We start from the raw sequence: 24,849 nt of genomic DNA, 5'->3' as shown, positions 1-24,849 counted from the left end.
CACCTTCCGATGCGATCAGGAGCCCCACCGGTGGCCACACCCCCAGACCTCTCTGTCCAGCTGTACTCGGTGCGCGAGCCGCTCGCGGCCGATCTGCCCGCCACCCTCGACCGCCTCGCGGCGATCGGCTTCACCACGGTCGAGCTCTTCGGGTTCGTCGACCTGGCCGACGCCTACCGCGCGGCGCTCCCGGCCAGCGGACTGCGCGCTCCCAGCGCCCACGCGCGCCTCCTCGGCCCGCAGGGCGACGCCACCGTCGACGAGATCCTCGACACGGCCGCCTCGCTCGGCGTCGAGACCGTGATCGACCCCTTCGTCGACCCGACCCGCTGGACCACCGCGGACGACGTCGCCCGCATCGCCGACGAGCTGAACGCGCTGGTCGACTCCGCCGCCGCCCGCGGCCTGGTGCTCGGCTACCACAACCACGCCTTCGAGTTCGAGAACCGCGTCGACGGCCGCAGCGCCTTCGAGTTCGAGAACCGCGTCGACGGCCGCAGCGCCTTCGAGCACCTCGCGGGCCTGCTCGACCCGCGCATGGTCCTCGAGCTCGACACCTACTGGGCGGCCGTCGGCGGCGACGACCCGGTCGAGGTGCTCGGACGCCTCGGCGACCAGGTGCGCTTCCTGCACGTGAAGGACGGCCCGATCTCGGCCGACACCCAGGAGCAGCTGCCCGCGGGCGAGGGCGCGATGGACGTCCCGTCGATCCTCGCCGCCGCTCCGCAGGCCCTGCCCGTGCTGGAGTTCGACGCCTACGCCGGCGACATCTTCGAGGGCCTGGAGTCGGCCCACCGCTACGTCTCGGGGCTCGGCGCATGAGCGGCGCCGGCCGCGTGGGCGTCGGCGTCATCGGCGCCGGCAACATCAGCACCCAGTACCTGACCAACCTCACCGTCTTCCCCGACCTCGAGGTGCTCTTCGTCGCCGACATCGACCTCGAGCGGGCGAGGACCCAGGCCGAGGCCTTCGGCGTCCCCGCCTCCGGCACCGTCGAGGAGCTCCTCGCGCACGAGGGCATCGAGATCGTCGTGAACCTCACGATCCCGGCCGCGCACGTCGAGGTCGCGCGCCGCGCGGTCGAGGCGGGCAAGCACGTGTGGACCGAGAAGCCCTTCTCGCTCGACCGCGACAGCGGGATCGAGCTGCTCGCGCTGGCGAAGGACAAGGGGCTGCGCGTCGCGACCGCTCCCGACACCTTCCTGGGCGCGGGCCTCCAGACGGCGCAGCGCGTGATCGAGAGCGGAGCCATCGGCACGCCGCTCTCCGCCCTCACCCTCTTCCAGGGCCCCGGCCCCGAGTCGTGGCACCCGAACCCGGAGTTCTTCTTCGCCGAGGGCGGCGGACCGCTGCTGGACATGGGCCCGTACTACATCACCACCCTCGTGCAGAACCTCGGCCCCGTCGAGAGCGTCACCGCCGTCTCGTCCCAGGCCCGCGCCACCCGCGTCGTGGGCTCCGGCCCGAAGGAGGGCACCGAGTTCCCGGTGACCATCCCGACGCACATCGGCGGGCTGCTCCGCTTCGAGTCCGGGGCCTCGGCCCAGGGCGTGTGGAGCTTCGAGTCGAGCCTGCCGCGCACCGGCTTCGTCGAGATCAACGGCTCCGAGGGCACCCTCGTCCTCCCCGACCCGAACCAGCACGACGGAGAGATCACCCTGCACCGCCGCGGGTCCGCCGAGCCGGAGGTCATCGAGGCGGTCGGCTCGACCGCCTCCCGCGGCACCGGCGTGCTCGAGCTCGCCCGTGCGATCCGGGCCGACCGCCCCGAGGCCGCCTCCGGAGACCTCGCGTACCACGTCACCGACGTGATGCTCTCGCTCCTCGAGGCCGCCGAGACCGGCGAGAAGGTCCTCGTCACGAGCTCCGTGACGCCCCGCCCCGCACTGCCCGAGAGCTGGGACCCGACCGAAGCGACCCTCTCCTGATGCCCGCGCCCCTGCGCGTCGGCGTGCTCGGCGGCGGCTTCATGGCGGCCGTGCACAGCCGCGCGGCTCGCAGCGCCGGAGCGGTGCTCGCCGGAGTCGCCTCCTCCACCCCGGAGAAGGGCGAGCGGGCGGCGGCCGAGCTCGGCGTCGAGCGCGCCTACCCGGACGCCCGGGCCCTGATCGAGGACGAGAGCATCGACCTCGTGCACGTCTGCACCCCGAACGCCACGCACGCCGCACTCGCGCTCGCGGCGATCGAGGCGGGCAAGCACGTGGTGTGCGAGAAGCCGCTCGCCGCGACGCTGCGGGAGGCGGAGTCGCTCGCTGCGGCCGCGTCCTCCGCCGGCGTGGTGGCGACCGTCCCGTTCGCCTACCGCTTCCACCCGATGGTGCGCGAGGCCCGTGCCCGCGTCGCCTCCGGCGAGACCGGCCGCCTGGTCACCGTCCGCGGGAGCTACCTCCAGGACTGGCTGCTGGGCGCCTCCGACGACAACTGGCGCGTCGACCCGGCCGCCGGCGGCCGCTCGCGCGCCTTCGGCGACATCGGCTCGCACCTGGTCGACCTGCTGGAGTTCGTCACCGGCGACCGGATCGACTCGCTCGCCGCGATCACGAGCACCGTCCACGCCGAGCGCGGCGGCCGCCCGGTGAGCACCGAGGACGTGGCCGGCCTGATCGTCCGGCTCGAGGGCGGCGCCGTCGGCACGCTCCTCGTCTCGCAGGTCACCGCGGGCCACCGCAACGAGCTGGTGCTCGAGGTGTCCGGGCTGGAGGAGTCGCTGCGCTTCGAGCAGGAGCTCCCCGAGACGCTGTGGGTCGGCCGGCGCGACAGCGCCCTGCTGGTGCCGCGCGACGCCTCGATCCTCGCGCCCGATGCGGCCCGGCTCTCGATCGTGCCGAGCGGTCATCCGATGGGCTACCAGGACGCCTTCACGGCGTTCGCCCGCGACACCTACGCCGCCGTGGCGGGCGCCGACGTGGAGGGTCTGCCGACCTTCGCCGACGGCCTCCGCGCGGCGCGCATCACCGAGGCCGTGCTCGACGCGGCCGAGACAGGCGCCTGGGTGACCGTGCCCGCCGCCGACGACCGGACGGAGATCGCCGCATGAGCGACGAGAAGACCTACCCCGCCACCCACCCCGTGACGCTGTTCACCGGCCAGTGGGCCGATCTGCCCTTCGAGGAGGTCGCCCGACTCGCCGCCGAGTGGGGCTACGACGGACTCGAGATCGCGGCCTCGGGCGACCATCTCGACCTCAAGCGCGCGGACGAGGACGACGCCTACGCAGCCTCGCGCCTGGAGATCCTCGACCGCTACGGCCTCGAGGTCTTCGCCATCTCGAACCACCTCACCGGCCAGGCCGTCTGCGACGACCCGATCGACTTCCGCCACAAGGCACTCGTGCGCGACTACACCTGGGGCGACGGCGACGCGGAGGGGGTGCGTCAGCGCGCCGCCGAGGACATGAAGCGCTCGGCGCGGGTCGCCCGCAAGCTCGGCGTGGACGTGGTCGTCGGCTTCACCGGCTCGAAGATCTGGCCCTACGTGGCGCAGTTCCCGCCGGTGCCGGCCTCCGTGATCGACGAGGGGTACGAGGACTTCGCGACCCGCTGGAACCCGATCCTCGACGAGTTCGACGCGAACGGCGTGGTCTACGCGCACGAGGTGCACCCGTCCGAGATCGCCTACGACTACTGGTCGAGCGTGCGCACCCTCGAGGCGATCGGGCACCGCCCGGCCTTCGGCTTCAACTGGGACCCGTCGCACATGATGTGGCAGGACATCGACCCGGTCGGCTTCATCGTCGACTTCAAGGACCGGATCTACCACGTCGACTGCAAGGACACCCGCCTGCGCCCGAAGAACGGCCGCGCCGGCGTGCTCGGCTCGCACCTGCCGTGGGGCGACCCGCGCCGCGGCTGGGACTTCGTCTCGACGGGGCACGGCGACGTCCCGTGGGAGGACGCGTTCCGCGCGCTGGAGTCGATCGGCTACTCCGGCCCGATCTCCATCGAGTGGGAGGACGCCGGGATGGACCGCCTCCACGGCGCGAAGGAGGCCGTCGGCTTCATCCGCTCGCTGCTCTGGAGGACCCCGACCGCGTCGTTCGACGCCGCGTTCTCGAACCAGTAGCCGCGCGGCTCTCCTCGGCGGGATCCCGCTCCGGCCCGCAGCGCACGTCGCGCGCGCCGGATAGGGGTCCCGCAGGCGGGGGTGGGGTCAGTCGGCGGCCTTGGCGGCGCGCTCGGACTTGATGCGGGCCTGCTCGCGGCGGACCTCCGCGTAGCGGTTCTGCTCGACGCGCAGCCACTCGGGGACCTCGTCGAGCAGGGCCTGGATCTCGGGAGTGGTCAGCGCCTCGGTGACGCCGCCGCGGGCGAGCCCCGAGATGGAGACGTTCAGCCGGGAGGCGATGACGGAGCGGGGGTGCGGCCCCTCCTCGCGCAGCTGCACGAGCCAGGCGGGCGGGTTCGCGGCGAGCTCGTCGTACTGCTCGCGCGTGATCGCCGACTCCTGGAACTCCTCCGGGGTCGCGGGCAGGTAGACCTGCAGCTTCTTCGCCGCGGTCGCAGCCTTCATCGTCTGTGTCGCCTTGGCCATGCGGCAACCCTACCGGCGCGGCGCGGACCACCTACCCTGAGGGGATGAGCGAGCAGCCCGAGACCGTCGACCCGCAGGCCGCTCCCGAGGCGAAGGGGCGTCCGGAGGGCGGGGCGGACGCGGCGGCTGTCGACGCGTCGGCCGGATCGGGCGCGGTCGGCGCCGGAGCCGGAACCGAGTCGGACGACACGGACGGCGCCTCCGAGGACGGCGACTCCGACGACCTCGACTCCGAGGACAGCGACGCCGGGGACAGCGATGTCGACGACGCCGACTCCGACGCCGAGGACGCCGTCCCCGCCGGCCCCGTGCTCGCCGTCGCCCTCGTGCCCGGCGTCACCCCCACCAAGTGGACCCGCGTCTGGGGCCAGCGCCGCTCCGATCTCCCGCTGCGCATCACCGTCGTCGCCGAGCGCGATCAGGAGCAGGCGCTGCTCGACGGCCGCGCGCAGCTGTCGTTCGTCCGCGGCGACGTCTCCTCCTCCGCCCTCAGCTCCATCCATCTCTATGACGAGCAGCCCGTCGCCGTCGTCGGCCGCGAGCACGCCCTGGCCGCCGCGGACGAGCTCGACGTCGCCGAGCTGGCCGGCGAGCACCTCCTCCAGGATCCGGAGGACGTGCCGGAGTGGGCCGCGGTCGCCGAGGAGCTCGCGGACGGCTCGCGGCGCCCGCTGCCGCGCATGGCCGGCCTCGACGACGCGGTCGAGCAGGTCGCGGCCGGCGTGGGCGTGCTGATCGTGCCGCAGTCGGTGGCGCGCGTGCACAGCCGCAAGGACGTCACCGCGGTGCCGGTGACCGGCGTCGCTCCCTCCTCCGTCCGCCTCGCCTGGGTGACGGACGACAAGGGCGACGACGTCGAGGACTTCATCGGAGTCGTCCGCGGCCGCAGCGCGAACACCACGCGCGGCACCGCCGCGACGCCGAAGGTCGAGTCGCGGGCGAAGGCCGCCAAGGCGAAGGCGCGGGAGGCGCGCGAGAAGGCGGAGAGGGCCGGCGGCGGCAAGAAGAAGCCGGCCCGCGCCAAGGCGTCGGCGCCGGCGGTGCGGCGCACCCGCAAGCCCCGCGGCCGCTGACCGTGGCCGACGACGCCGGCTGGTCGCTCCGCCCCGCCACCGCGGAGGACGCCGCGGCGATCGCCGAGCTGCGCGCGGTCGTCATGCGCCCGTCGCTCGAGACGCTCGACCGCTACGACGAGCACCGCGTGCGGCACCGCTTCCTCGACGGCTACCGGCCCGAGCTCACCCGGGTGATCGAGCTCGACGGCGCCTTCGCCGGGAGCATCGCCGCGCGGGTCGAGCCGGACGCGGTCTGGATCGAGCACTTCTACCTGGCGCCGCACGCACAGGGACGCGGAGTCGGCGGCGCCGTCCTGCGCCGGGTGATGGCGGAGGAGGCGCGGCCGGGTCTGCCCTTCCGGCTCGACGTGCTGAAGCGCAGCGACGCCCGCCGCCTCTACGAGCGGCACGGCTTCCTGTTCGAGCGTGCTCTGGAGTGGGACGACATCCTCGTCGCGCCGCCTGTCTCCTGACCCCTGATCGGGGAGGACGACGGGGCGCGGGCCGCCGCTAGCATGAGCGCGATCCCCTCCGCCGGGTCGGCCGCAGGGCGACCTCCTCCTGGAAGCAGGCACTCCGCCGTGTCCCCGCTCGTTCTGAGGTCCGCCGCCTCCGCGGTCCTCGTCGCCGCCCTGGCGATCACCTCCAGCCCGCTCGCCTCCGCCGCATCGGCGGCCGCGCCATCGGCCGCCCCCGTCGCCGCATTCGGCGCCGCCTCCGACGCGCCCCGCTCGATCGTGCTCCCCGAGGGGCAGCCTCTCTGGCAGCCCAGCGCCGAGTCCCCCCTGCCCGCCGTGCCGGACGAGGCGCCGAGCGCCGCCCGTGCGAGCGCTGCGGCGTCGATCAGCGGCCGTGTCGTGGTCGAGGAGGCCGACGGCTCGATCGCGACCACCACTCCCCGCGGCGCCCTCCTGAACGTCGAGGTCTGGTCGAGCGAGGCGGGGCTCCTCGGGAACCACTCCGTCGCCGGCGACCTCACCTTCAGCATCGACGGGCTCACCGCCGGGCAGACCTACTACCTGCTGATCAAGGACAACGCCGACCTGTACGCCGACCTCTGGTCCGGCGGCAGCGCCGTCGCCCGCAGCGCCGAGCCGCTTCAGGCCCCGGCGGCCGGCGTGCAGCTGCGCACCGCACGGCTGGGGTCGCTCGAGGGACGCCTGAGCGGCGTCGCGGGCGACCAGCGCGTCGACATCTGGTACCGCGACCCGGGAACCGACGGCTACTTCCGCACCGGCGAGCTCGACCTGATCACGGGCGGCGACAACCCGTACTCGTTCCAGCAGGTCGTCCCCGGCGACTACCTCGTCCGGGCGTCGAGCCGCGACGACGTGATCGACGACAGCTACTGGGACCACGTCCTCCGCTCGGGCGACGCGGGCGACGTGCGCGTCCCGGTGGGCGGATCGGCCGCCGGGATCGACCTCTCGCTGAGCAGCGACTACCAGCAGTACACCGGCCGCCTCGCCGGATCGGACCGCTACGCGACCTCGGTGGAGGCGACGGGCTACTTCTCCCCGGGCATCCCGGTGCTCTACGTGGCCAGCGGGGCGAACTGGCCGGATGCGCTGAGCGCCGGCCCGGCCGCCGCCGCCCTCGGAGGCGCGCTCCTGCTCACCGATCCCGACCGCCTGCCTCGGGTCGTCTCCGACGAGATCCGCCGCCTCCGCCCGGAGCGGGTCGTGGTCGTCGGCAGCGAGCTGAGCGTGAGCCCCGGGGTCCTGTCCGCGATCCGCTCGATCGTCGGCGGCACCGAGCGCATCGGCGGGACGGACCGCTACGACACCTCCCGCCGGATCGTCGCAGACGCCTTCGGCAGCGGCCCCTACTCGAACATGTTCGTCGCGACCGGCACGAACTTCCCCGACGCCCTGTCGGCCGCGCCGATCGCCGGCTGGCGTGCGCAGCCCGTGCTGCTGGTCGACGGTGCGACCTCGGGCGCCGACTCCGCGACCGCGACCGCGGTGCGCGATCTGGCGCCGGAGCACGTGGAGTTCCTCGGCGGCGACCCCTCGATCCGGGACGCGTACGTGGCGGACTTCGAGCGTCGCGGCCTCGCCCCCTCGGTCTCGAGGATCGCCGGCCGCGACCGCTACGAGACCAGCGTCGAGCTGAACAGCGCCTACCCCCAGTCGCTGCTGCAGGACAGCGTCTTCCTCGCCGCGGGGTCCTCCTTCGCCGACGCCCTCTCGGGAGCGACGACGGCGGCGGCCCTGGGCTCGTCCGTGCTGCTGACCGAGCGCGACTGCGTGCACGACTCGACGCTGCGCTTCCTGGCCTCCAACTCGAAGAACTACGCGTTCCTGCTCGGCGGGGAGCCGACGCTCACCGAGGACGTGGCGAACCTCCGCAACTGCGAGTACGACTTCTGACGACGCGTGCTCCCGGGGTCCGGGGCTAGGGTGCGAGCATGCCCACGAGCGATGAGACCTGGACCCTGGCCGAGCACGACGTACCGGTGTACCGCAGCGGTGAGGGCGGCCGCGCGCTGATCCTGATCCACGAGGTCTGGGGGGTCGACGGGCACATCCGCTCGGTCGCCGACCGCTACGCGGCCGAGGGCTACAGCGTCGTCGCCCCCGAGCTCCTGGCCGACAGCGGCCTGCTCGAGCAGCTCGACGAGGAGCAGCGCGCCGACTACGACCACCCGGTGCGGCGCCTGCCGCGCCAGGTCGAGTTGCGCACCTTCTTCGCCCCCGTCTTCACTCCGGAGCACGCGACGCGCACCGTCGCGATCCTCCGCGCCCTCGTCGAGCGGCTCCTGCGCCAGGAGGGCGCGACCAGCGTCTCCGTCACCGGGTTCTGCTACGGCGGCACCTTCTCGTGGGCGCTCGCGCTGGCCGAGCCGCGGCTGGCGGCGGCCGTGCCGTTCTACGGGCACGTCACCGCGTCCGCCGAGGAGCTCGGCGCGCTGCAGGTGCCGGTGCTGGCGTTCCTGGGCGATCAGGACGCTCCCCTCGTCGAACAGGTGCCGCGCATCCGCGAGGCGACCGAGGGCAAGGACGTCGAGGTCGTCGTCTACCCGGGAGCGGGCCACGCCTTCTTCAACGACGCGAACGAGCAGACCTACCAGGCCGAGGCGGCGACCGACGCCTGGCCGCGGGCGCTCGCCTTCCTCGGAGCGCACGCGGGCTGAGCGGGCTGTGCGGGATCAGCGGGTGAGGATCCACGCCACCAGGTAGCTGCGCGAGTCGGCGCTGTCGATCGAGGAGTCCGGCAGGCGCTCCGCCCGCGCGAGAGCCGCGGCCGGGTCGCTGGTCGCCTGCAGCATCAGCACGTAGTCGGTGAGCGGCGCGCCTGGGGCTCCGGCCACGAGCTCGTCGACCCGCGAGGGGTCGGGGAGGAACGCGGTCGACGGCGGCATCGGGATCAGCTCGATCCCCAGCAGCGCCGAGGGTGTCGCGTCGAAGAAGGTGGCGTAGTCGCGCTTGCCGCCCCAGTTGATCGCGACGAACGGCGCTTCGAAGCCGACCGGCGTCTCCGGGCTCAGCCAGAGGTCTGCGGCCGCCTGCGTCTCGAGGGAGAGCAGCCAGCGCGCCTCCTCGAGCAGCGGCGCGTTCCCGGAGGCGGCGGCCCAGAGGGCGAGGCCGTTCCAGGCGTTGACCGCCTCGGACACCGACTCCTGGTCGTTGCCGTCCCGGGCCGGCGCGAGCCCCGAGGCCCAGGAGTGGCCGCGGTACGCGTCGAACACGCGCAGCCGCGGGAACTCGGCGGTGTCGACGGGAGAGGCGAGATCCAGGGCGAGCAGGTCCGCGACGGTCCGGTACCGCTCGAGGAGGGACGGGTCCTCGGCGGCCAGCATCCCGACGGCGGAGAGCAGGTAGCCGTAGTGGAAGTGGTGGTCGTTGAACGCGTCGGACCCGAACGACGGCGCGGAGCCGACGACGCCTCCGAGCACGGGGTCGTAGACGACGCACTTCACGGCACCCGGTGCGCAGCCGCGCGGGTCGAGCCACTGGTCGAGCTCGGCGGCGATCCGGTCGTGCAGGTCGGCCGCCACCTCCTCCAGGCCGAGGTCGACGGCGAGACGGTGCAGAGCAGCGGCGCGGTAGAGCTCCTTGCCGGCTCCGTAGGTGTCGGGCGCGGCGAAGCGGGTGGCCGCGGCGTCGAGTGGCACCTGCGTCCGGAGCGTCGTCTTCTCCTCGGCCGTGAGGGAGCCGAGATCGAGCGCCCCCGACTCGACGATAGTGGGGGCGGTGCGGGAGAACGACGTTCCCGCACGGAGCCCCACCCGGCCGTAGAGCGTGTCGTAGCCGATCGCCCCCTCGGCCCCGAGGCCGAAGAACGTCTCGGCGCCGCCCTCGGTCCGCAGCGCGTAGGTCGTGGTGGTGGTGCTCGCCGTGACGTCGTGGGAGACGCTCGCGCCCTCGAGGGGCACTGCACGACGCCGAAGCTCGTCGATCCGCGCCCTGCTCGCTCCCGGAGGCACCGCGAAGAGGAGCAGCGTGCCGTCCAGCGTCATCCGGGGGAACGTATCGAGGGCGGCGGCGGGCGCCACCAGCCCGTACCGCTGTCCGCCCGCGGTGACCAGGAGCAGGCCGCCGGCCGCGCGCTCGGGAGCGGTGGCGCCTCCGATCAGCACCGTCTGGGCGCTCTCGGTCCGGTAGGAGGCGTAGGGCCAGCCCTCGGCTGCGACGAGCTCACCGGCACCCGCGAGGCTCCAGTGCGCGACGAGGTCGTCGAACGCGGAGAGCGCCACCGCGCTCGAGGGGACCGTCACGGTGAGATCGTCCCGGGCGAGGGCGTAGACGGTCCGCGGAGCCGCCTCCACGATCGGGAGGCCCACGGTGAAGCCGTCGGCGCGCGGCGTGACGGTGAGGATCCCTGAGTAGAGCGGGAGATCCTCCCCGAACACCGGTCCGGACACCCACGAGTTCGTCGGCGGCCGCACCCCTTCGGCAAGCCGCGCCGTCCCCGCGTAGGGGCCGGGGACCTGCGGCAGCTCCCGCGCGTGCACGGACGCTGCCACGGCCCAGTCGGACGCGGAGCCGTCGGACGTGCATCCGGTGAGGCCTGCGATCGCGAGGGCGAGAGCGAGGGCCGCCCCCGCCCCGCGCCTCACCGCGCGAATCCGCCCGGCGTGAAGAGCCTGCCGAGCTGGGCGACCAGCCAGCCGCCGAAGCCGTCGCCGTCGTCGCGGAGCCGCACCTCCGCCGCGACGGGAGCTCCGACCACGGTGTAGTCCTGCGTCGTGATCTCGTCGGTGCGCGCGCGGATGACGGTCGTCGCCCGCCCCTCGTGGAACCGCTCCACCTCGACGTCGTAGATCTCGGCGTCGACGGTCGTCCCGTCCGGCATCGCCACGGCGACGGTGCCGCCGATCGGGACCCGCGAGTAGTCCCGGGCGCCGAGCACGAACTCGCTCTCGAGGTGGATCGAGTCCGAGATCGCGACGACCGCGATCATCTGGTCCTCCTCGACGAAGGAGCCGATCTCGGCGTCGACCGATGTGACCACGCCGTCCAGCGCCGCCGTGAAGACCATCAGGCCGCCCTCCTCGATCCGGTAGCCGACATCGGCGCTGGTGAACGTCTTCGTCTGCATGTCGGACTCGAGGACGGTGCTCTGCAGGCTGAAGAGCACGTCGCCCTTCTCCACCGCGTCGCCGCGGGAGATCGTGAGGTCCTGGATCGTGCCCGCGTAGGGCGTCCCCAGCGAGTACTCGTCGGTGACGAGCTGAGCGCTCGCCGCCCGCACGGTGAGCGAGGAGTTGTTCGCGTAGACCAGGCCGGCGGCGGCGACGCCGAGCGCGAGGGCGCACGAGGCGAGGAAGCCGAGCCAGCGCAGCGCGGTCATGCCGCACCCACGGCGAGTCCGTGGCGTCCCGCGGCGGCGGGGCCGCTCGGAGCGACCACCTCGGCCCGGGCGGCGCGCTTCAGGAGGACGTGCTCGCGCGCCGCGATCACCGCGAACGCTCCGAGCGTGAGGGTGTTCAGGACGTTCCAGGCGAGCGCCACCGAGTACTCCGCGGTCCACTCCGCCTTGAGGAAGCCGACGACGGAGGTCGCGGCCAGGAACACCAGGAAGACCATCTGCACCTTGATGAAGTTGAAGGGCGAGGCGGCCTGCCCGGTCGCGCCCGTCGAGGTCCAGGCCGGCTTCCGGCCCGCGAGAGCGAGGAAGAACGCCTTCGTGTACATCGGGAAGGTGACGGTCGACAGCAGCAGCGTCTCCCACCGGAACGAGCCGATGATGAACAGCGCGAGCCCGATCTGCAGCACGTAGAACCCGCAGTAGAAGAGGATCCACTCGACGAGCGGCACCTCCAGGCTGACCGGCGTGATGTTCAGGTAGATCTGCAGCGGGGGCAGCACGATCAGGCCCAGCGGCACGATCCCGGTGAAGTAGAACGTGACGGTCATGAAGTACTGCACGCGCTGGTCGGTCGTGAGCCGGCGCTTCGGCGAGAACGGGTTGTGCTTGAGCAGGATCTCGAACCCGCCGACGGCCCAGCGGACCTGCTGTCGGACGAAGGCCTCGATCGTCTCGGGCGTGCGCCCGACCGCGAGGGTCATCGGCACGAAGATCGAGCGCCAGCCGCGCTCGTGCACGAAGATCGACGTCCAGATGTCCTCGGACTGCGAGCCCTCGTACATCCCGCCGATGTCGTCGAGGGCCTTGCGGCGGAAGACGGCGTTGGTGCCCACGCAGAAGGCGGAGTTGTACTTGTTCTTGCCCGGCTGGGTGAGGGCGTAGAAGACGATCTGCATGTAGGCGGAGCCGCGCGAGATGAAGTTGTGCGCGTTCCCGTAGACCTGCGGGGCCTGCACGAAGGCGACGTCGTCGTGGGCGAAGAAGGGGAGAGTCTCCTCCAGGAACTCCGGCACGGTCACGAAGTCGGCGTCGATCATCACGGCGAAGTCCGAGTCGGTCAGACGGAGCGCGTGGTTCACGTTGCCGGCCTTGGCACCCGCGCGGTCCTCGCGCACCACGTAGCGGACGCCCAGGCGCTCGGCGATCGCGGCGACCTGCGGGTCGTCCCCGTCGTCGAGGAGCCACGTCACGTGGGTGCCGCGCATGTCGCGGGCCGCACGGGCCGTCTCCTCGATGATCGCGGGGTCCTCCCTGTAGGTCGTGATGAAGACGTCGACGGTGATGCGGCGGCGGCCGAGGTAGAGGTCCTCGCCGATCGGGATGCCGTCGACCGGGCTCCCGTAGAGCGTCGCTCGAACGGAGTGGAAGGCGGAGTCGCGCGGGTCGTAGGTGCTCGACAGGGCGGTCCACATCGTGAGCGCGGCCTGGCCGATCAGGTACAGCTCGCAGATGATGACGATGGCGAACGGGAGGGGGTCGCCGATGTTGCGCGGGTTGAGCAGGAAGGCGCCGTAGAGCAGAGCGCCGGCGCCGGAGAGGAGCACGATCATGATGAGCGAGGGCGACTGCTGCTTGGCGCGGCTGGTGACGGCACGGGGGCTGGCGACGCGTTGCTGGCGCGTCAGGAGCGGGCGGATCTCGGGTGGAGCGGGAGGACCAGGGCGGGCGGGGGTGCTGGGGTTCACGGGTGAGCTCTTCGGGTAGGTGGAAGCGGGGGCCCGGAGCGTCGTCGGTCGGGGGTGCCGGACGGCGCGCCGGAGGAGCGCCTGTGCGCGCGTTCGGCTCAGGTCGCTGATGCGCCGCGGTCCGTCGGGTACGGCGCGGGCGTCGGGGCCGCGGTCCCGTCGGGTACGGGGTCGCGGTGCGGAGGCCGCCCGTCATCGGGGATGTCGGCGGCGGTCCCCATGTTCGACCTGGGAGAGTGCCGGGACAAGAGCCGGAAGAGGACGTGTCCGCTAGCGGACACCCCGTTCCGACACTGCGGCTCCGCGGCGCTGAGCTCGCCGACGGCCGGCGTCAGCGCGGTCGGACCGGCAGCCAGCCCCGCCGGGCCGCGAGCACGCCCGCCTGGAAGCGGCTCTCGGCGCCGAGCAGCTCGAAGAGACCGGCGATGTGCCGACGGCAGGTGCGCACGCTGAGGTCCAGCCGTGCCGCGAGCGCCTCGTCGGTGAGCCCGGCGGCGAGGCCCTGCAGGATCGACCGCTGCACCGCGGAGAGGGAGGGCTCCTCCTCGGCACCTGCCGCGTGCAGGGGCGCTGCGAACTCCCACGCCGCGTCGAACACGCGCGCCAGGGTCGCCGCGAGCTCGGGGGAGCGGACGACCAGGGCGGCGCGGTCGTCCTCGTCGCGGGAGCGGGCGACGATCGCGAGGGAGCGGTCGAAGACCACCAGCCGGAAGGGCAGCGTCGGGAGGGTCCGGAACCGCGCGCCCAGCGGCTCGAGCTCCGCGACCGAGCGCCGGAGAGCCGCGTTGTCGCGGCGGCGGTCGTGGTACAGCGTCCGCCTCGCGATGCCGCGCCCGAGCAGCTCGCGGTCGACGGCGTCGCTCGCCTCGTGCCGCTCCACGCTGCTGGTGCCGGGAGCGGCGATCAGCACCTCCTCCGAGGCTCCGCGCTGCAGGTCGAGGAGCAGCCGGAGGACGGTCGCCGGGTCCTCGATCACCTCCACCTGCTCCGCGGCGGCGAGGGCGCTGCGGGCGCTCCGGTAGGCGGGGACGAGGGCCATCAGCTCGCTGCGGCGGCGGGTGATCCCGGTCTGCAGCTCAAGGAGGCGCCGCTCGTCGTCGGCGATCAGCTCGGCCAGGGCGATGTCCGGCGCGGCCGTGGCGAGCGACTCCGCCCCCGCGTGCAGCGGAGCGAGCAGCCGGAGCCCGATCAGCTCGTCGCGCGCCTCGCGGAGGCCGTCGACGGTGACGCCGAGCTCGTCCGACGCGCTCTCGAGCGACCAGTCTCCGCGCACGGACGCGTGCAGGTACAGCGCGATCGCGTTCTCGCTCAGCACCGGCGGCCCCCCGTTCTCCCGACCCTCCCGAGTGTAGGAGGCGCGCACTCAGCGCCGCCGCGCGAGAACCGCGATGACGGCGAGCTCACCGGCGAGGACCAGCGCCACCGCTCCGAACACGGCCGGGCCGACCAGCGCGGCGAGCGGAGTGAGACCGGCGTTCGCGAGGAGGGGGGCGAGGAGACCGATCACGACGCCGGTGCGGCGGGCGGGGGGCTGCCGGCGGGCGACGGCGACGACGCTCAGCGAGGTCGCGGCGGCGGCCGCGAGCACGAGCACGAGGACAGCCGCGGGGTGCGGCTCCCCGAGCAGGAGCAGCGCGGCCAGCGCGGCCCAGGCGAGGGCGCCTCCGGCGGCGACGGGGCCGAGGTGCGGGGTGGCGGCGGGTGCAGTGGCGGTCATGGTGCGTCCTCTCGTCGTGGTCCTCAGAGCCTCGCGGAGGCCCGTCGGCGGAACCAGATCAGCATCCGGGCACGGCAGCATCCGGACATGCGGCGGACCCCCGGCTCCGCGCGGGGCGGAGGGTCGGGGGCCCACGGGACGTCCGGACAGGCTCCGGCCGTGGCAGCATCCGGTCAGCCGGCCTCGCGCAGCCTCCCGCCGGCGAGGTGGAGGCTGCGCTGCGCACGGCGCGACAGCGGAGTGGTGGGTGTCGTCGGCTCCTGCTCCCCGGGAGCCCGCTCTTCCCGGGGCGGTGCCCGCGGTCGTAGGCTCGCGCTCATCCGCAACGGGAGGGGCCGACGATGACCGCCACGAGAGAGACGTCCGCCCCGCCCGAGCTCAAGCGGGTGCTCGGCCCCAAGCTGCTGCTGCTGTTCGTGGTCGGCGACATCCTCGGGACCGGGATCTACGCCCTCACCGGGCAGGTCGCGGCCGAGGTGGGCGGGGCCGCGTGGCTCCCCTTCGTGATCGCGTTCGTCGTCGCCACGCTCACCGCCTGCTCCTACCTGGAGCTGGTGACGAAGTACCCGCAGGCGGCGGGCGCCGCGCTCTACGCGCACAAGGCGTTCGGGATCCACTTCGTCACGTTCCTCGTCTGCTTCACCGTGATGGCGAGCGGGATCACCTCGGCCTCCGCCGCCTCGGGCGCCTTCGCGAGCAACTTCGCGATCGGCTTCGGGCTCGGGGACGGCGCGGGGACGCGGCTGAGCATCGCGCTGGTGTTCATGGTCTGCATCGCCCTGGTGAACCTGCGCGGTGTCGCCGAGAGCGTCGGGCTGAACGTGGTGCTCACCCTGATCGAGCTCTCGGGCCTGCTGCTGGTGATCTTCGTGTGCTTCTTCGCGGTGTTCGGCGGGCAGGCCGACTTCTCGCGGGTGGTCGCGTTCGAGGCGCCGGAGGACAAGTCGCTGCTGCTCGCGGTGAGCACCGCGACCTCGCTGGCGTTCTTCGCGATGGTCGGATTCGAGGACTCCGTGAACATGGCGGAGGAGACGAAGGAGCCCAGCCGCATCTTCCCGCGCGTGATGCTCACGGGTCTCGGCATCACCGCCGTGGTCTACGTGCTCGTATCCACGCTCGCCGTCGCGATCGTCCCCGTGGGGGAGCTGGCCGGCAACGACACTCCGCTCGTCACGGTCGTCGAGGCCGCGGCGCCCGACTTCCCGATCTCGACGCTCCTGCCCTTCATCTCGCTCTTCGCCGTGGCCAACAGCGCGCTGATCAACATGATGATGGCCAGCCGCCTGCTCTACGGGATGAGCCGCCAGGGCGTGCTGCCGCCGTTCCTGCAGAACGTGCTGCGCGGACGGCGCACGCCGTGGGCCGCGATCCTCTTCACGACGGTGATCGCCCTGCTCCTCACCGCCTACGTGTCGCGCGACCCCTCCGACCCCATCGCGGTGCTCCTGGGCGGGACCACGTCGCTCCTCCTGCTGGCGGTCTTCGCCGTCGTCAACGTCTCCGTGCTGGTGCTGCGGCGGCAGCCGGTCGAGCACCGTCACTTCCGGACCCCCACCGTGCTGCCGGTGCTGGGCACGATCGCCTGCGTCTACCTGGTGCTGCCGATCACCTCGGGACGCGACACCGCCCAGTACGGCATCGCGGGGGTGCTGCTCGTGATCGGCGTCCTGCTCTGGGTGGCGACCTTCATCGACCGGCGGGTCCGCGGCTACGCGCGCACCGCGGCGATCGCTCCGGAGGAGCTCGACGCCGATCCCGCGGAGGACGCATCGGGAGCGCACAGCGACGGCATCGGCCGGTCATAGCCGATCCATAGGGAACTCCCGATACTGGAGTCATGAGCACCCCGGCCCCCTCGAAGCACCTCGCCCCCGCGCAGCGCACCCGCCTGAAGCGGGCCGACGGGACGCCGATCCGCGTCCTCGTCGTCGACGACGAGAGCACCCTCACCGACCTGCTCCAGATGGCTCTGCGCTACGAGGGCTGGGAGGTGCGCACCGCCGCCGAGGGCCGCGCCGCGATCACGATCACCCGCGAGTTCCGACCGGACGTGATCGTGCTCGACGTGATGCTCCCCGACATCGACGGCCTCCAGGTCCTGCAGCGGGTCCGCGCGGACGGCAGCGAGACCCCGGTCCTCTTCCTCACCGCGAAGGACGCGCTCGACGACCGGATCGCCGGGCTCACCGCCGGCGGCGACGACTACGTCACCAAGCCCTTCTCCCTCGAGGAGCTGGTCGCCCGGATGCGCGGACTCATCCGCCGCAGCACCCTGCTCGCCAACGACGCGGACGACCCCGAGGTCGTCGTGGGGGACCTGGTGCTGAACGAGGACAGCCACGAGGTCCGCCGGGGCGGCGACGAGATCGAGCTGACCGCCACCGAGTTCGAGCTGCTGCGCTTCCTGATGCGCAATCCGCGCCGCGTGCTCAGCAAGGCCCAGATCCTCGACCGGGTCTGGTCGTACGACTTCGGCGGCAAGTCGAGCGTGGTCGAGATCTACATCTCGTACCTGCGCAAGAAGATCGACGCCGGCCGCTCGCCGATGATCCACACCGTGCGCGGCGCCGGCTACCTCCTGAAGCCCGCCGACCAGTGAGCCGCACCGGCCGCCCGTCGCTCGGCGACTTCGCGACCCGCTCCGCCCTCCGCAGCTCCCGCCGCGGCCGGCGCGCGCCGTGGACTCTGCGGCGGCGGATGGTCGTCGCCGTGGTCGCGCTCGTCGCGGTGACGGCGGGCGTCGTGGGAGCGGTCAGCGTGCTCTCCGCCCGCTCGATCCTCTACGGCAGCACGGACGCGTCGCTCAGCCAGTCGGTCACGCGCCTCCAGGACTTCGACGGGCCGAGCCGCTTCGGCGGGTCGAGCGCGATCGAGCAGGCCACGACCTGCCCGAGCGGATCCTTCGGCGGCGGCCCGAGCCAGAACCTCAGCACCATCACCGCCGTCCAGGGCTCGGACGGCTCCTTCATCGGCGCCTACGTCGACGCCGACGGGGTCTGCCGGCAGTTCTCGGACCCGGCCGACTCGGTGCTCGCGGCAGCCGTCGCCGCAGGGGGCGAGGAGGCGACCATCGAGCTGCCCGGGAGCCTCGGGACCTACCGCGTGCGCGCGGCGGCGGTCGAGGGCTCCGTCGTCGTCGTCGGCGTCCCCCTGGGCGAGGTCGCCGAGACGCTCGCCTCCCTCACCTGGGTGGTCGTCGTGGTGGTGCTGCTGGCGATGCTGCTGGTCGCCCTCGTCGCCACCGCGATCATCCGCGTGGCCCTGCGGCCCCTGGAGCGGGTGGAGGCGACGGCGACCCGCGTGGCCGAGCTGCCGCTGGACCGCGGCGCCGTCGAGCTGGTCGAGCGGGTCCCGGAGGAGGACGCCGACACCCGCACCGAGGTCGGCCGCGTCGGCGCCGCCTTCAACCGCATGCTCGACCACGTCACCGGTGCTCTGGAGTCGCGGCAGGCGAGCGAGGACAAGGTGCGGCAGTTCGTCGCCGACGCCTCGCACGAGCTGCGGACCCCCCTCGCGGCGATCCGCGGCTACGCGGAGCTGCCCCGGCGCGGCGGGACCGAGCTGCCGGAGTCGGCGGCCTACTCCCTCGATCGGATCGAGTCCGCCGCCACCCGGATGACCTCGCTGGTCGAGGACCTCCTCCTGCTCGCCCGCCTCGACGAGGGCCGCGACCTCGAGAAGGAGCCCGTCGACCTGACGCTGCTCGTGATCGAGGCGCTGTCGGACGCGCACGCCGCGGGCCCCGACCACGAGTGGGACCTCGAGCTCCCCGAGGAGCCGATCGAGATCCGCGGCGACGGCTTCCGGCTGCACCAGGTGGTCGCCAATCTGCTGCGGAACGCGACCGTGCACACGCCCCCCGGCACCCGGGTCGTGGCGGCGCTCGCCGAGGAGGTGTCGGAGGGGCGGCCGATCGCGGTCGTGACGGTCACCGATTCCGGCCCGGGCATCGCGCCGGAGCTGGTGCCGGTGCTGTTCGAGCGCTTCGCCCGCGGCGACTCCTCCCGAGCGCGCACGACCGGATCGACGGGGCTGGGCCTGGCGATCGTGGCGGCGGTCGTCGACGCCCACGGCGGGCGCGTCCTCGTCGCGTCCGAGCCGGGGCGCACGAGCTTCCGCGTCGAGCTGCTGGCGGGCTGAGGGCCGGGGCGGCGGTCTCCCGCCGCCCGCCCTACACCGAGACGCCCAGCCGGCGGCGCGCGTCGTCGAGGGTCCGCACCACGGCGACCACCTCGTCGAGCGGGTGCAGCGGCGACTCGGTGCGCCCCTCCGTCACGTACTGCGCGACGTGCAGCGCCTCCCAGGCGAGGCCCTCGCCGCCCTGGAGCGGCGTCTCGTCGATCCACAACCCGCTCTCGGAGCCGCGGGTGAGCGTCACGCCGCCCGGCGTCCAGAACGACGGGTGCACGTCGATCCGCCCCGCCCGCCCCGCGACGCTCGCCGCGTGGCGGGTGTCGGCCAGCACGGTCGAGGTGGCCACCGACTGCACCCCGTGCGCGTGGCTGCCGACGATCGTCGCGGTCGCGTCGACGCCCGTCGAGGTCATGCTGCCGGCGACGACGGTGCTCTGCGGGGTGCCCGCCACCATCGAGACGAAGGAGGAGGCGTAGACGCCGACGTCCAGCAGGCCGCCGCCCGCGAGCGCCGGGTCGAAGATGCGGCTGGAGGGGTCGAAGTCGAAGGCGGCGCCGAAGTCGGCCGAGACGACGGCCGGCGCGCCGACCGCCCCGTCGGCGAGCAGCTGCCGTACGACGTCCATGTGCGGCAGGTAGCGCATCCACATCGCCTCCATCGCGAAGACTCCGGCGTCGCGCGCGGCGTGCACGATCATCTCGGCCTCGCCCGGGGTCGGCGCGAACGGCTTCTCGACCAGGATGTGCTTGCCCGCGGCGATGGCGAGCAGTGCCTGGCGGGCGTGCTCCGAGTGCGGGGAGGCGATGTAGACCACGTCGACCTCCGGATCCTCGACCACGGCCTCGTAGCCGGCCGAGGCCCGCTCGATCCCGAACCGGCTCGCGAACCGCTCCGCGCGCTCCAGCGAGCGGGAGCCCACCGAGACCACGCGCTGCCGGGTGTGCTTCTGCAGCGCCTCGACGAACGAGCCTGCGATCGAGCCGGGCGCGATCACCCCCCAGCGCAGGACGGGGGAGTCGAGGAGGGAGGGGAGTCGGGGCTCGGGGAGCGTCAGTGCCATGCGTCCACGCTAGGGCCCCGTGCCCGGCGGGGGCGAGGGGGTGCGCGGCGGTCCCCTAAGGTGTGACGGCACGCGCAGTCGCGGGCGGAGGAGGACGTCATGCCCGAGTGGTACACCCTGGGCGTCGTCGCCCTCGTGATCGTCGTGGTGGTCGTCGCGATCGTGCGCTTCCGATTCAACCCGGTGCTGGCGCTGGCCGTCGGAGCCGCCGCGATCGGCCTGCTCACCGGGCTCGGCCCCGTCGACACCGTCTCCACGATGACCACCGGCTTCGGCGAGGTGATGATGGAGGCGGGCCTCCTGATCGGCTGGGGCGTGCTCATCGGCGCGATGCTCAACGAGATGGGCGCCGTCGTCCGGCTCGTCGAGGGCCTGCTGCGCGTCTTCGGCCGCCGCGGGATCCCCTACGCGCTGGGCCTCTCCTTCGCCACCTACCTGCAGACGATCTTCGTCGACGCGCTGATCGTGATCGCGGCCCCGCTCGCGCGCCGGATCGCGCCGCGGCTGGGGCGCGCGGGCACCGGCATCGTCGCCGTGACCTTCGCCGTCGGGCTCGAGACGGGCATCGTGATGATGGTGCCCGGCTTCGCCGCGGTCGCGCTCGCGGGGCTGCTCGGAGTGCCGCTGGGCGTGATGATGCTCGGCGGATTCGCGGTGGTGGCGCCGACGGTCGTGGTCACGATCCTGCTGATGTCGCTCGCGTTCCGCCTCGGCTTCTGGGACCCGGCGCGCGACGAGCAGCTGGTCGTGCGCGACGACACGACCGGGCTCGCGACGGTGGGGGCGTCGCCCGCCGCGGACGGCGGACGGCTGCCGTCGTTCGGAGCGCGGGGGAGCGGCGGGGCGTCCTCGAGCGGAGCCGGAGCGGCATCGGGCGGCTCGTCCGGCTCGTCCGTCGAGGACGCGGCGGGTCCCGCCGAGGCGCAGGACGCCCACGCCGCCCGCGAGCGCCCGCTCCTGCTCCTCTTCGCGCCCATGCTCCTCGCCCTCCTGCTCATCGCCGCGCAGGCGGTGCTCACCGTCTCCGGGATCGAGCTGCCGGTGCTGCAGTTCCTCGGGAACCCCGTCATCGCGCTCCTCCTCGCCGTGATCGGCACCGGAGTGGTCGGCCGGTCGACCGTGGGAACCGCGCGGATGGAGAAGGCGGTCGCCAAGGGCTTCCAGGACGGCGGGCAGATCTTCCTGCTCACCGGCGTCGGCGGGGCGCTCGCCGCGGTGATCGCGCAGGGCGACCTCGGCGAGATCCTGAAGGGCTACTTCTCGACCTCGGCGACCGCGCCGCTGCTGCTCGTCTGGGTGATGGCGGCCGTGCTGCACATCGCGGTCGGCTCGGTCACCCTCTCGGCGATCACGGCGGCCGGAGTCGTCGCGCCGGTCGCCGCGACACTCGGCCTCGACCCGCTGCTGATCGCACTCGCTGCGGGCTCCGGCGCGCTGTTCTGCATCCACGTCACCTCGAACACCTTCTGGCTGCTGCAGAGCTTCCTCGGCCAGTCGGTCCGCGGCGCCCTCAAGTCCGTGACCGTCGGCGTCTCCCTCGCCTCCGTCCTCGCGCTCGGCGCCACGCTCGTCCTCTCCCTCTTCCTCTGACCGGGCCCTCCTTCCTCCTCTCGCCGGATGCCACTCGGGCACTCGAGTCGCCGGGCGAGGCGTACCGAAGAGGCATCTCGCGGAGCTGACCCGGCCGACACGTGACGGAAACATGGAGCCTCTATCTTCCTGAGAGGGTTCACATCCGATTCGGAGATCCAGACGCCGACGGGGGCCCGATCCGTTCCGTCACGCCTCGACAAGGGAAGAACTCCGCTTGAGATCTCGAACCGCCCTCGCCTCCGGATGCGCCGCGCTCGCGCTCGCCGCTGGCGGCCTCCTGGTCGCCCCGCCGGCGACCGCCACGACCGCAGCACCCGCCGACTACACCCGCGTGGACATCGTGCGTCCGCCGTCCGCTCCGATCGCGGTGCCGACCAGCTACCCGCAGCAGACCCCGCTGACCGAGGTGCCCGTCGACCCGACCGACGCCTCGCTCCTGCGCGGAGTCACCCCCTACGACGCCATCGCGCCGCAGCTGAACGCGCTCGCCGCCCGCTCCGACCGGGTCTCGACCCAGGTGGTCGGGAAGTCCGGCCTCGGCCGCGACATCTACCTGGTCACCGTCACCGCCCCCGAGACCGAGGCCGAGACGGCGCAGCAGGCCGAGTGGCGCGACCAGCTCAAGTACGAGCCCGCCGCCGCGGCCGCCGACGCCGACCTGATGGACGGCTACAAGGTGCCGGTCTGGTTCAACGGCAACATCCACGGCAACGAGTGGGAGGGCAGCGACGCGATCCTCGAGTACATCGAGGGCGTCGCCACCGCCGAGGACGCGGAGACCGAGGCGCTGCTCGAGGGCAACCGCCTCTACTTCACCGTCACCAACAACCCCGACGGCCGCGCCCTCGGCCAGCGCGCCGTCGCCGCGGGCTACGACCCGAACCGCGACATGATCACCGGAGCCACCAGCGAGGCGGCCGTGATCCGCGACCTCTCGAGCGTGCTCCAGCCCACGTACTTCATCGACATCCACGGCTACACCGGGATCCTCCAGGTCGAGCCCTGCGGCCCGCCGCACGGCGAGAACTACGAGTACGACCTCTTCCTCCCGCACGCCTACGCGACCGCGCTCGAGATCGAGCGCCGCGTCGTCGAGGCCGACGTGCCCGGCAACACCTACCTCGCCGAGGACGGCAGCGCCACCACGGACAACACCGGGAAGATCCTCATCCCCTACCGCGACATCCGCGCGGGCTGGGACGACTGGCCCCCCATCTTCGCCCCGCAGTACGTCGCCTTCCAGGGCGCGATCACCAACACGGTGGAGCTTCCGCTCGGCCGCACGGCCAACAGCACTCCGGAGGAGATCGCCCAGGGCCAGGCCAACGCGGACATCGACGTCGAGGTCGCCGGGATCGTCATGGACGCCTCCGTCGACTACATCGAGGCCAACCGCGACGCGCTCCTGAGCAACCAGGTCGCCATCTTCGAGCGCGGCGTCACCGGCGCCCCCGCCATCGAGATCCCCGCCGACGTCTCCGCGGCCGACCTGCCCGCGGGCGTGCCGACCGAGTGGACCGAGATCTGGGACGAGACCGACGTCTACACGACCGAGTACCCGCGCGCCTACGTCATCCCCGTCGACGGCACGCAGCGCTCCGTCTCGGACGCAGAGACCCTCGTCGCGCAGCTGCTCGCCCACGGCGTCGAGGTGTCGCGGACCACGGCCGCCACGAGCGTCGGAGGAGTCTCCTACCCCGCGGGCACCTACCTGGTCGACATGCACCAGTCGGTCCGCGGCCTCGCCAACGTCCTCCTCGCCGACGGCAGCGACATCTCGAGCCGCGTGCCCGAGATGTACGACGTCTCGGCCTGGAGCCTCTCGCTCCTCTGGGGCGCCGACGTGCAGGCGATCGGCTCCACCACCGACGCCCTCCCGGCCGTCGGCCTGGAGCCGGTGACCGCCGTGGCTCCGGTCGGCTCCGTCCCGGCAGGCGCCGACTACCTCGCCTTCGAGCCGCGCGGCGTCCTGGAGTACCAGGCCGTCAACGCGCTGCTGGCCGACGGCGTCGCCCTCGAGCAGTTCGAGGACGGCACGATCGCCCTCCGTGCAGACGCCGCCGGGCTCGCGGCCGCCGAGGGAGCCGCCGCCGCCTTCGGCGTCGACTTCACGGCGACCACCGCCGACCGCGTGCGCGCCGAGGACGGGAAGGCGCTCGACGCCCTCCGCGTCGCCTACTCCGGCACGAACGAGGACCGCGACGCGCTGGCCAAGCTCGGCTTCGCCGACGCGGTCGCCGTCGACGCGGCCGCGCTCACCGCGGGCACCGCGACCCTCGAGAGCGCCGACGTGCTCTACGTGGGACGCGCCCTCTCCTTCACCCCGGAGCAGGCCGCAGGCCGCACCGTGGTCGAGGAGTTCCTCGCGGCGGGCGGCGACGTCGTCGGCCGCGGTGGCGCTGGAGCGGCCTTCGTGTCCGACTTCGGCCTGGCCGAGCTGACTGCGCAGACCGGCACGAGCGGCTCCAACGGCATCGTCTCGGTCGAGACGCCCGGCGGCGGAGTCCTCGGCGACTACCCGCAGGACACCGCGTTCGTCTCGCCGGCACTGTGGTTCGCCGGCTTCGACGAGTCGGTCGCGGTCGAGCAGAGCTACTCGGAGGACGGCACGTTCGTCGCCGGGCACTGGGTCGACTCCGACGGGCAGTCCCGGAGCGACGCGGCCGGGCAGGCCTCGGCCGTCTCGTTCTCGACGGAGTCGGGCACCGAGGGCTTCCTCTTCGGCACCTCGCCGGTGTTCCGCAACCACCCGGTCGGAGCGTTCAGCGACGTCGCCCGGGCGCTGCTCGCCGTGGCGCCGGAGGGCGCCGCCGTCGAGCTGCCGGGGACCCCGGAGCCCACGCCGACGCCGGAGCCGACCGGCTCGCCTGAGCCGACCGCGACTCCCGAGCCGACGGCGACTCCCGAGCCGACGGCGACGCCCGAGCCCACCGCGACGCCCGAGCCGACCGTGAGCCCCGAGCCCACGTCGACCCCCGAGCCCACGTCGACCCCGGAGCCCACGTCGACCCCGGAGCCCACCGTCGTGCCGACGGCCGGACCGACCGCCACGGCCGCGCCGATCACCGCACCGACCGGCCCCGGCGGCCTCCCCTCCACCGGAGTGGAGACCGGCTCCTGGCTGCTGCTCTCGGGAGGTGCTGTCGCCCTCGGCCTCGGCTCGCTCCTGATCGCCCGCAGCCGTCGCCGCGAGGATCAGGAGGCCTAGCCTCCGCCTCCGGGGAGGGATCGGGCGCCCGCCGCCCGGTCCCTCCCCGTTCC

20 protein-coding genes are annotated in these 24,849 nt (G+C 73.3%); 13 read left to right on the top strand and 7 right to left on the bottom strand.

Going from position 1 to position 24,849, the window contains the following annotated elements:
• The first annotated feature begins 30 nt into the window (after positions 1-30).
• The 4 genes from C5C50_RS02615 to C5C50_RS02600 are packed head-to-tail and all read left to right on the top strand — an operon-like array spanning position 31 to position 4,062.
• Complete coding sequence (locus C5C50_RS02615) at positions 31-822, top strand: sugar phosphate isomerase/epimerase (RefSeq protein ID WP_258067612.1); 792 nt, start codon at positions 31-33, stop codon at positions 820-822.
• The gene (locus C5C50_RS02610) at positions 819-1,928 is read left to right on the top strand and encodes a Gfo/Idh/MocA family protein (protein ID WP_104272782.1); all 1,110 of its coding nucleotides are present in this window, start codon (positions 819-821) and stop codon (positions 1,926-1,928) included. Before C5C50_RS02615 ends, C5C50_RS02610 begins: the two co-directional genes overlap by 4 nt.
• Complete coding sequence (locus tag C5C50_RS02605) at positions 1,928-3,037, top strand: Gfo/Idh/MocA family protein (RefSeq protein ID WP_104223640.1); 1,110 nt, start codon at positions 1,928-1,930, stop codon at positions 3,035-3,037. Before C5C50_RS02610 ends, C5C50_RS02605 begins: the two co-directional genes overlap by 1 nt.
• Complete coding sequence (locus C5C50_RS02600) at positions 3,034-4,062, top strand: sugar phosphate isomerase/epimerase (protein WP_167299019.1); 1,029 nt, start codon at positions 3,034-3,036, stop codon at positions 4,060-4,062. Before C5C50_RS02605 ends, C5C50_RS02600 begins: the two co-directional genes overlap by 4 nt.
• A gap of 87 nt (positions 4,063-4,149) precedes the next feature.
• Here C5C50_RS02600 and C5C50_RS02595 read toward each other — a convergent pair whose 3' ends face one another.
• The gene (locus C5C50_RS02595; RefSeq protein WP_104223641.1) at positions 4,150-4,530 is read right to left on the bottom strand and encodes a DUF5997 family protein; all 381 of its coding nucleotides are present in this window, start codon (positions 4,528-4,530) and stop codon (positions 4,150-4,152) included.
• Between the two features lie 44 nt (positions 4,531-4,574).
• Here C5C50_RS02595 and C5C50_RS02590 point away from each other — a divergent pair, with 44 nt between their 5' ends.
• From C5C50_RS02590 to C5C50_RS02575, 4 genes are all read left to right on the top strand, one after another.
• Entirely contained in the window at positions 4,575-5,603 is a 1,029-nt protein-coding gene (locus tag C5C50_RS02590; RefSeq protein WP_104272781.1) for a LysR substrate-binding domain-containing protein, read from the top strand.
• 2 nt (positions 5,604-5,605) lie between these two features.
• Positions 5,606-6,058 carry a GNAT family N-acetyltransferase gene (locus C5C50_RS02585; protein WP_258063585.1) on the top strand — a complete coding sequence of 151 codons (453 nt, stop codon included), beginning with the start codon at positions 5,606-5,608 and terminating at the stop codon, positions 6,056-6,058.
• Between the two features lie 108 nt (positions 6,059-6,166).
• Positions 6,167-7,957 carry a cell wall-binding repeat-containing protein gene (locus tag C5C50_RS02580; protein WP_104262974.1) on the top strand — a complete coding sequence of 597 codons (1,791 nt, stop codon included), beginning with the start codon at positions 6,167-6,169 and terminating at the stop codon, positions 7,955-7,957.
• 38 nt (positions 7,958-7,995) lie between these two features.
• Complete coding sequence (locus C5C50_RS02575; RefSeq protein ID WP_104223644.1) at positions 7,996-8,721, top strand: dienelactone hydrolase family protein; 726 nt, start codon at positions 7,996-7,998, stop codon at positions 8,719-8,721.
• Between the two features lie 15 nt (positions 8,722-8,736).
• Here C5C50_RS02575 and C5C50_RS02570 read toward each other — a convergent pair whose 3' ends face one another.
• The 5 genes from C5C50_RS02570 to C5C50_RS02550 form a co-directional block, all read right to left on the bottom strand.
• The gene (locus tag C5C50_RS02570; RefSeq protein ID WP_104272780.1) at positions 8,737-10,647 is read right to left on the bottom strand and encodes a glycosyl hydrolase; all 1,911 of its coding nucleotides are present in this window, start codon (positions 10,645-10,647) and stop codon (positions 8,737-8,739) included.
• Positions 10,644-11,381 carry a biotin/lipoyl-binding protein gene (locus C5C50_RS16820; protein ID WP_104247768.1) on the bottom strand — a complete coding sequence of 246 codons (738 nt, stop codon included), beginning with the start codon at positions 11,379-11,381 and terminating at the stop codon, positions 10,644-10,646. Before C5C50_RS16820 ends, C5C50_RS02570 begins: the two co-directional genes overlap by 4 nt.
• Positions 11,378-13,084 carry a glycosyltransferase family 2 protein gene (locus C5C50_RS02560; RefSeq protein WP_104272779.1) on the bottom strand — a complete coding sequence of 569 codons (1,707 nt, stop codon included), beginning with the start codon at positions 13,082-13,084 and terminating at the stop codon, positions 11,378-11,380. Before C5C50_RS02560 ends, C5C50_RS16820 begins: the two co-directional genes overlap by 4 nt.
• Before the next feature lie 331 nt (positions 13,085-13,415).
• Positions 13,416-14,399 (bottom strand): LuxR C-terminal-related transcriptional regulator, encoded by a 984-nt coding sequence (locus tag C5C50_RS02555; protein WP_104247766.1) that lies wholly within the window; start codon positions 14,397-14,399, stop codon positions 13,416-13,418.
• A 48-nt stretch (positions 14,400-14,447) separates the two neighbouring features.
• Positions 14,448-14,801 carry a hypothetical protein gene (locus C5C50_RS02550; protein ID WP_104272778.1) on the bottom strand — a complete coding sequence of 118 codons (354 nt, stop codon included), beginning with the start codon at positions 14,799-14,801 and terminating at the stop codon, positions 14,448-14,450.
• 341 nt (positions 14,802-15,142) lie between these two features.
• Between C5C50_RS02550 and C5C50_RS02545 the strand changes: the two genes are divergently transcribed.
• From C5C50_RS02545 to C5C50_RS02535, 3 genes are read left to right on the top strand one after another with little or no spacing between them, the layout of a single operon-like run.
• Entirely contained in the window at positions 15,143-16,606 is a 1,464-nt protein-coding gene (locus tag C5C50_RS02545; RefSeq protein WP_104227060.1) for an APC family permease, read from the top strand.
• A gap of 32 nt (positions 16,607-16,638) precedes the next feature.
• Positions 16,639-17,400 (top strand): response regulator transcription factor, encoded by a 762-nt coding sequence (locus C5C50_RS02540; protein ID WP_104223650.1) that lies wholly within the window; start codon positions 16,639-16,641, stop codon positions 17,398-17,400.
• Positions 17,397-18,941: a cell wall metabolism sensor histidine kinase WalK gene (locus C5C50_RS02535; RefSeq protein ID WP_219813916.1), complete on the top strand. Its 1,545-nt coding sequence runs from the start codon at positions 17,397-17,399 to the stop codon at positions 18,939-18,941. Before C5C50_RS02540 ends, C5C50_RS02535 begins: the two co-directional genes overlap by 4 nt.
• A gap of 31 nt (positions 18,942-18,972) precedes the next feature.
• Here the strand turns inward: C5C50_RS02535 and C5C50_RS02530 are convergent, their stop codons facing one another.
• Positions 18,973-19,995: a Gfo/Idh/MocA family protein gene (locus tag C5C50_RS02530; protein WP_104272777.1), complete on the bottom strand. Its 1,023-nt coding sequence runs from the start codon at positions 19,993-19,995 to the stop codon at positions 18,973-18,975.
• A gap of 99 nt (positions 19,996-20,094) precedes the next feature.
• On the opposite strand from C5C50_RS02530, the gene C5C50_RS02525 reads away from it, so the two are divergent.
• Both C5C50_RS02525 and C5C50_RS02520 read left to right on the top strand, forming a co-directional pair.
• Positions 20,095-21,585 carry a GntP family permease gene (locus C5C50_RS02525; RefSeq protein WP_104272776.1) on the top strand — a complete coding sequence of 497 codons (1,491 nt, stop codon included), beginning with the start codon at positions 20,095-20,097 and terminating at the stop codon, positions 21,583-21,585.
• Positions 21,586-21,802: 217 nt separating this feature from the next.
• Positions 21,803-24,796, top strand: coding sequence for a M14 family zinc carboxypeptidase (locus C5C50_RS02520; RefSeq protein WP_104272775.1), 2,994 nt, complete (start codon positions 21,803-21,805; stop codon positions 24,794-24,796).
• Positions 24,797-24,849: the final 53 nt, after the last annotated feature.

This window comes from Rathayibacter sp. AY1D9, from assembly GCF_002932395.1.
Classification (GTDB): domain Bacteria; phylum Actinomycetota; class Actinomycetes; order Actinomycetales; family Microbacteriaceae; genus Rathayibacter.
Note: the sequence above shows the minus strand (reverse complement) of the source record. Positions and strands in the feature narration are given on the sequence as shown.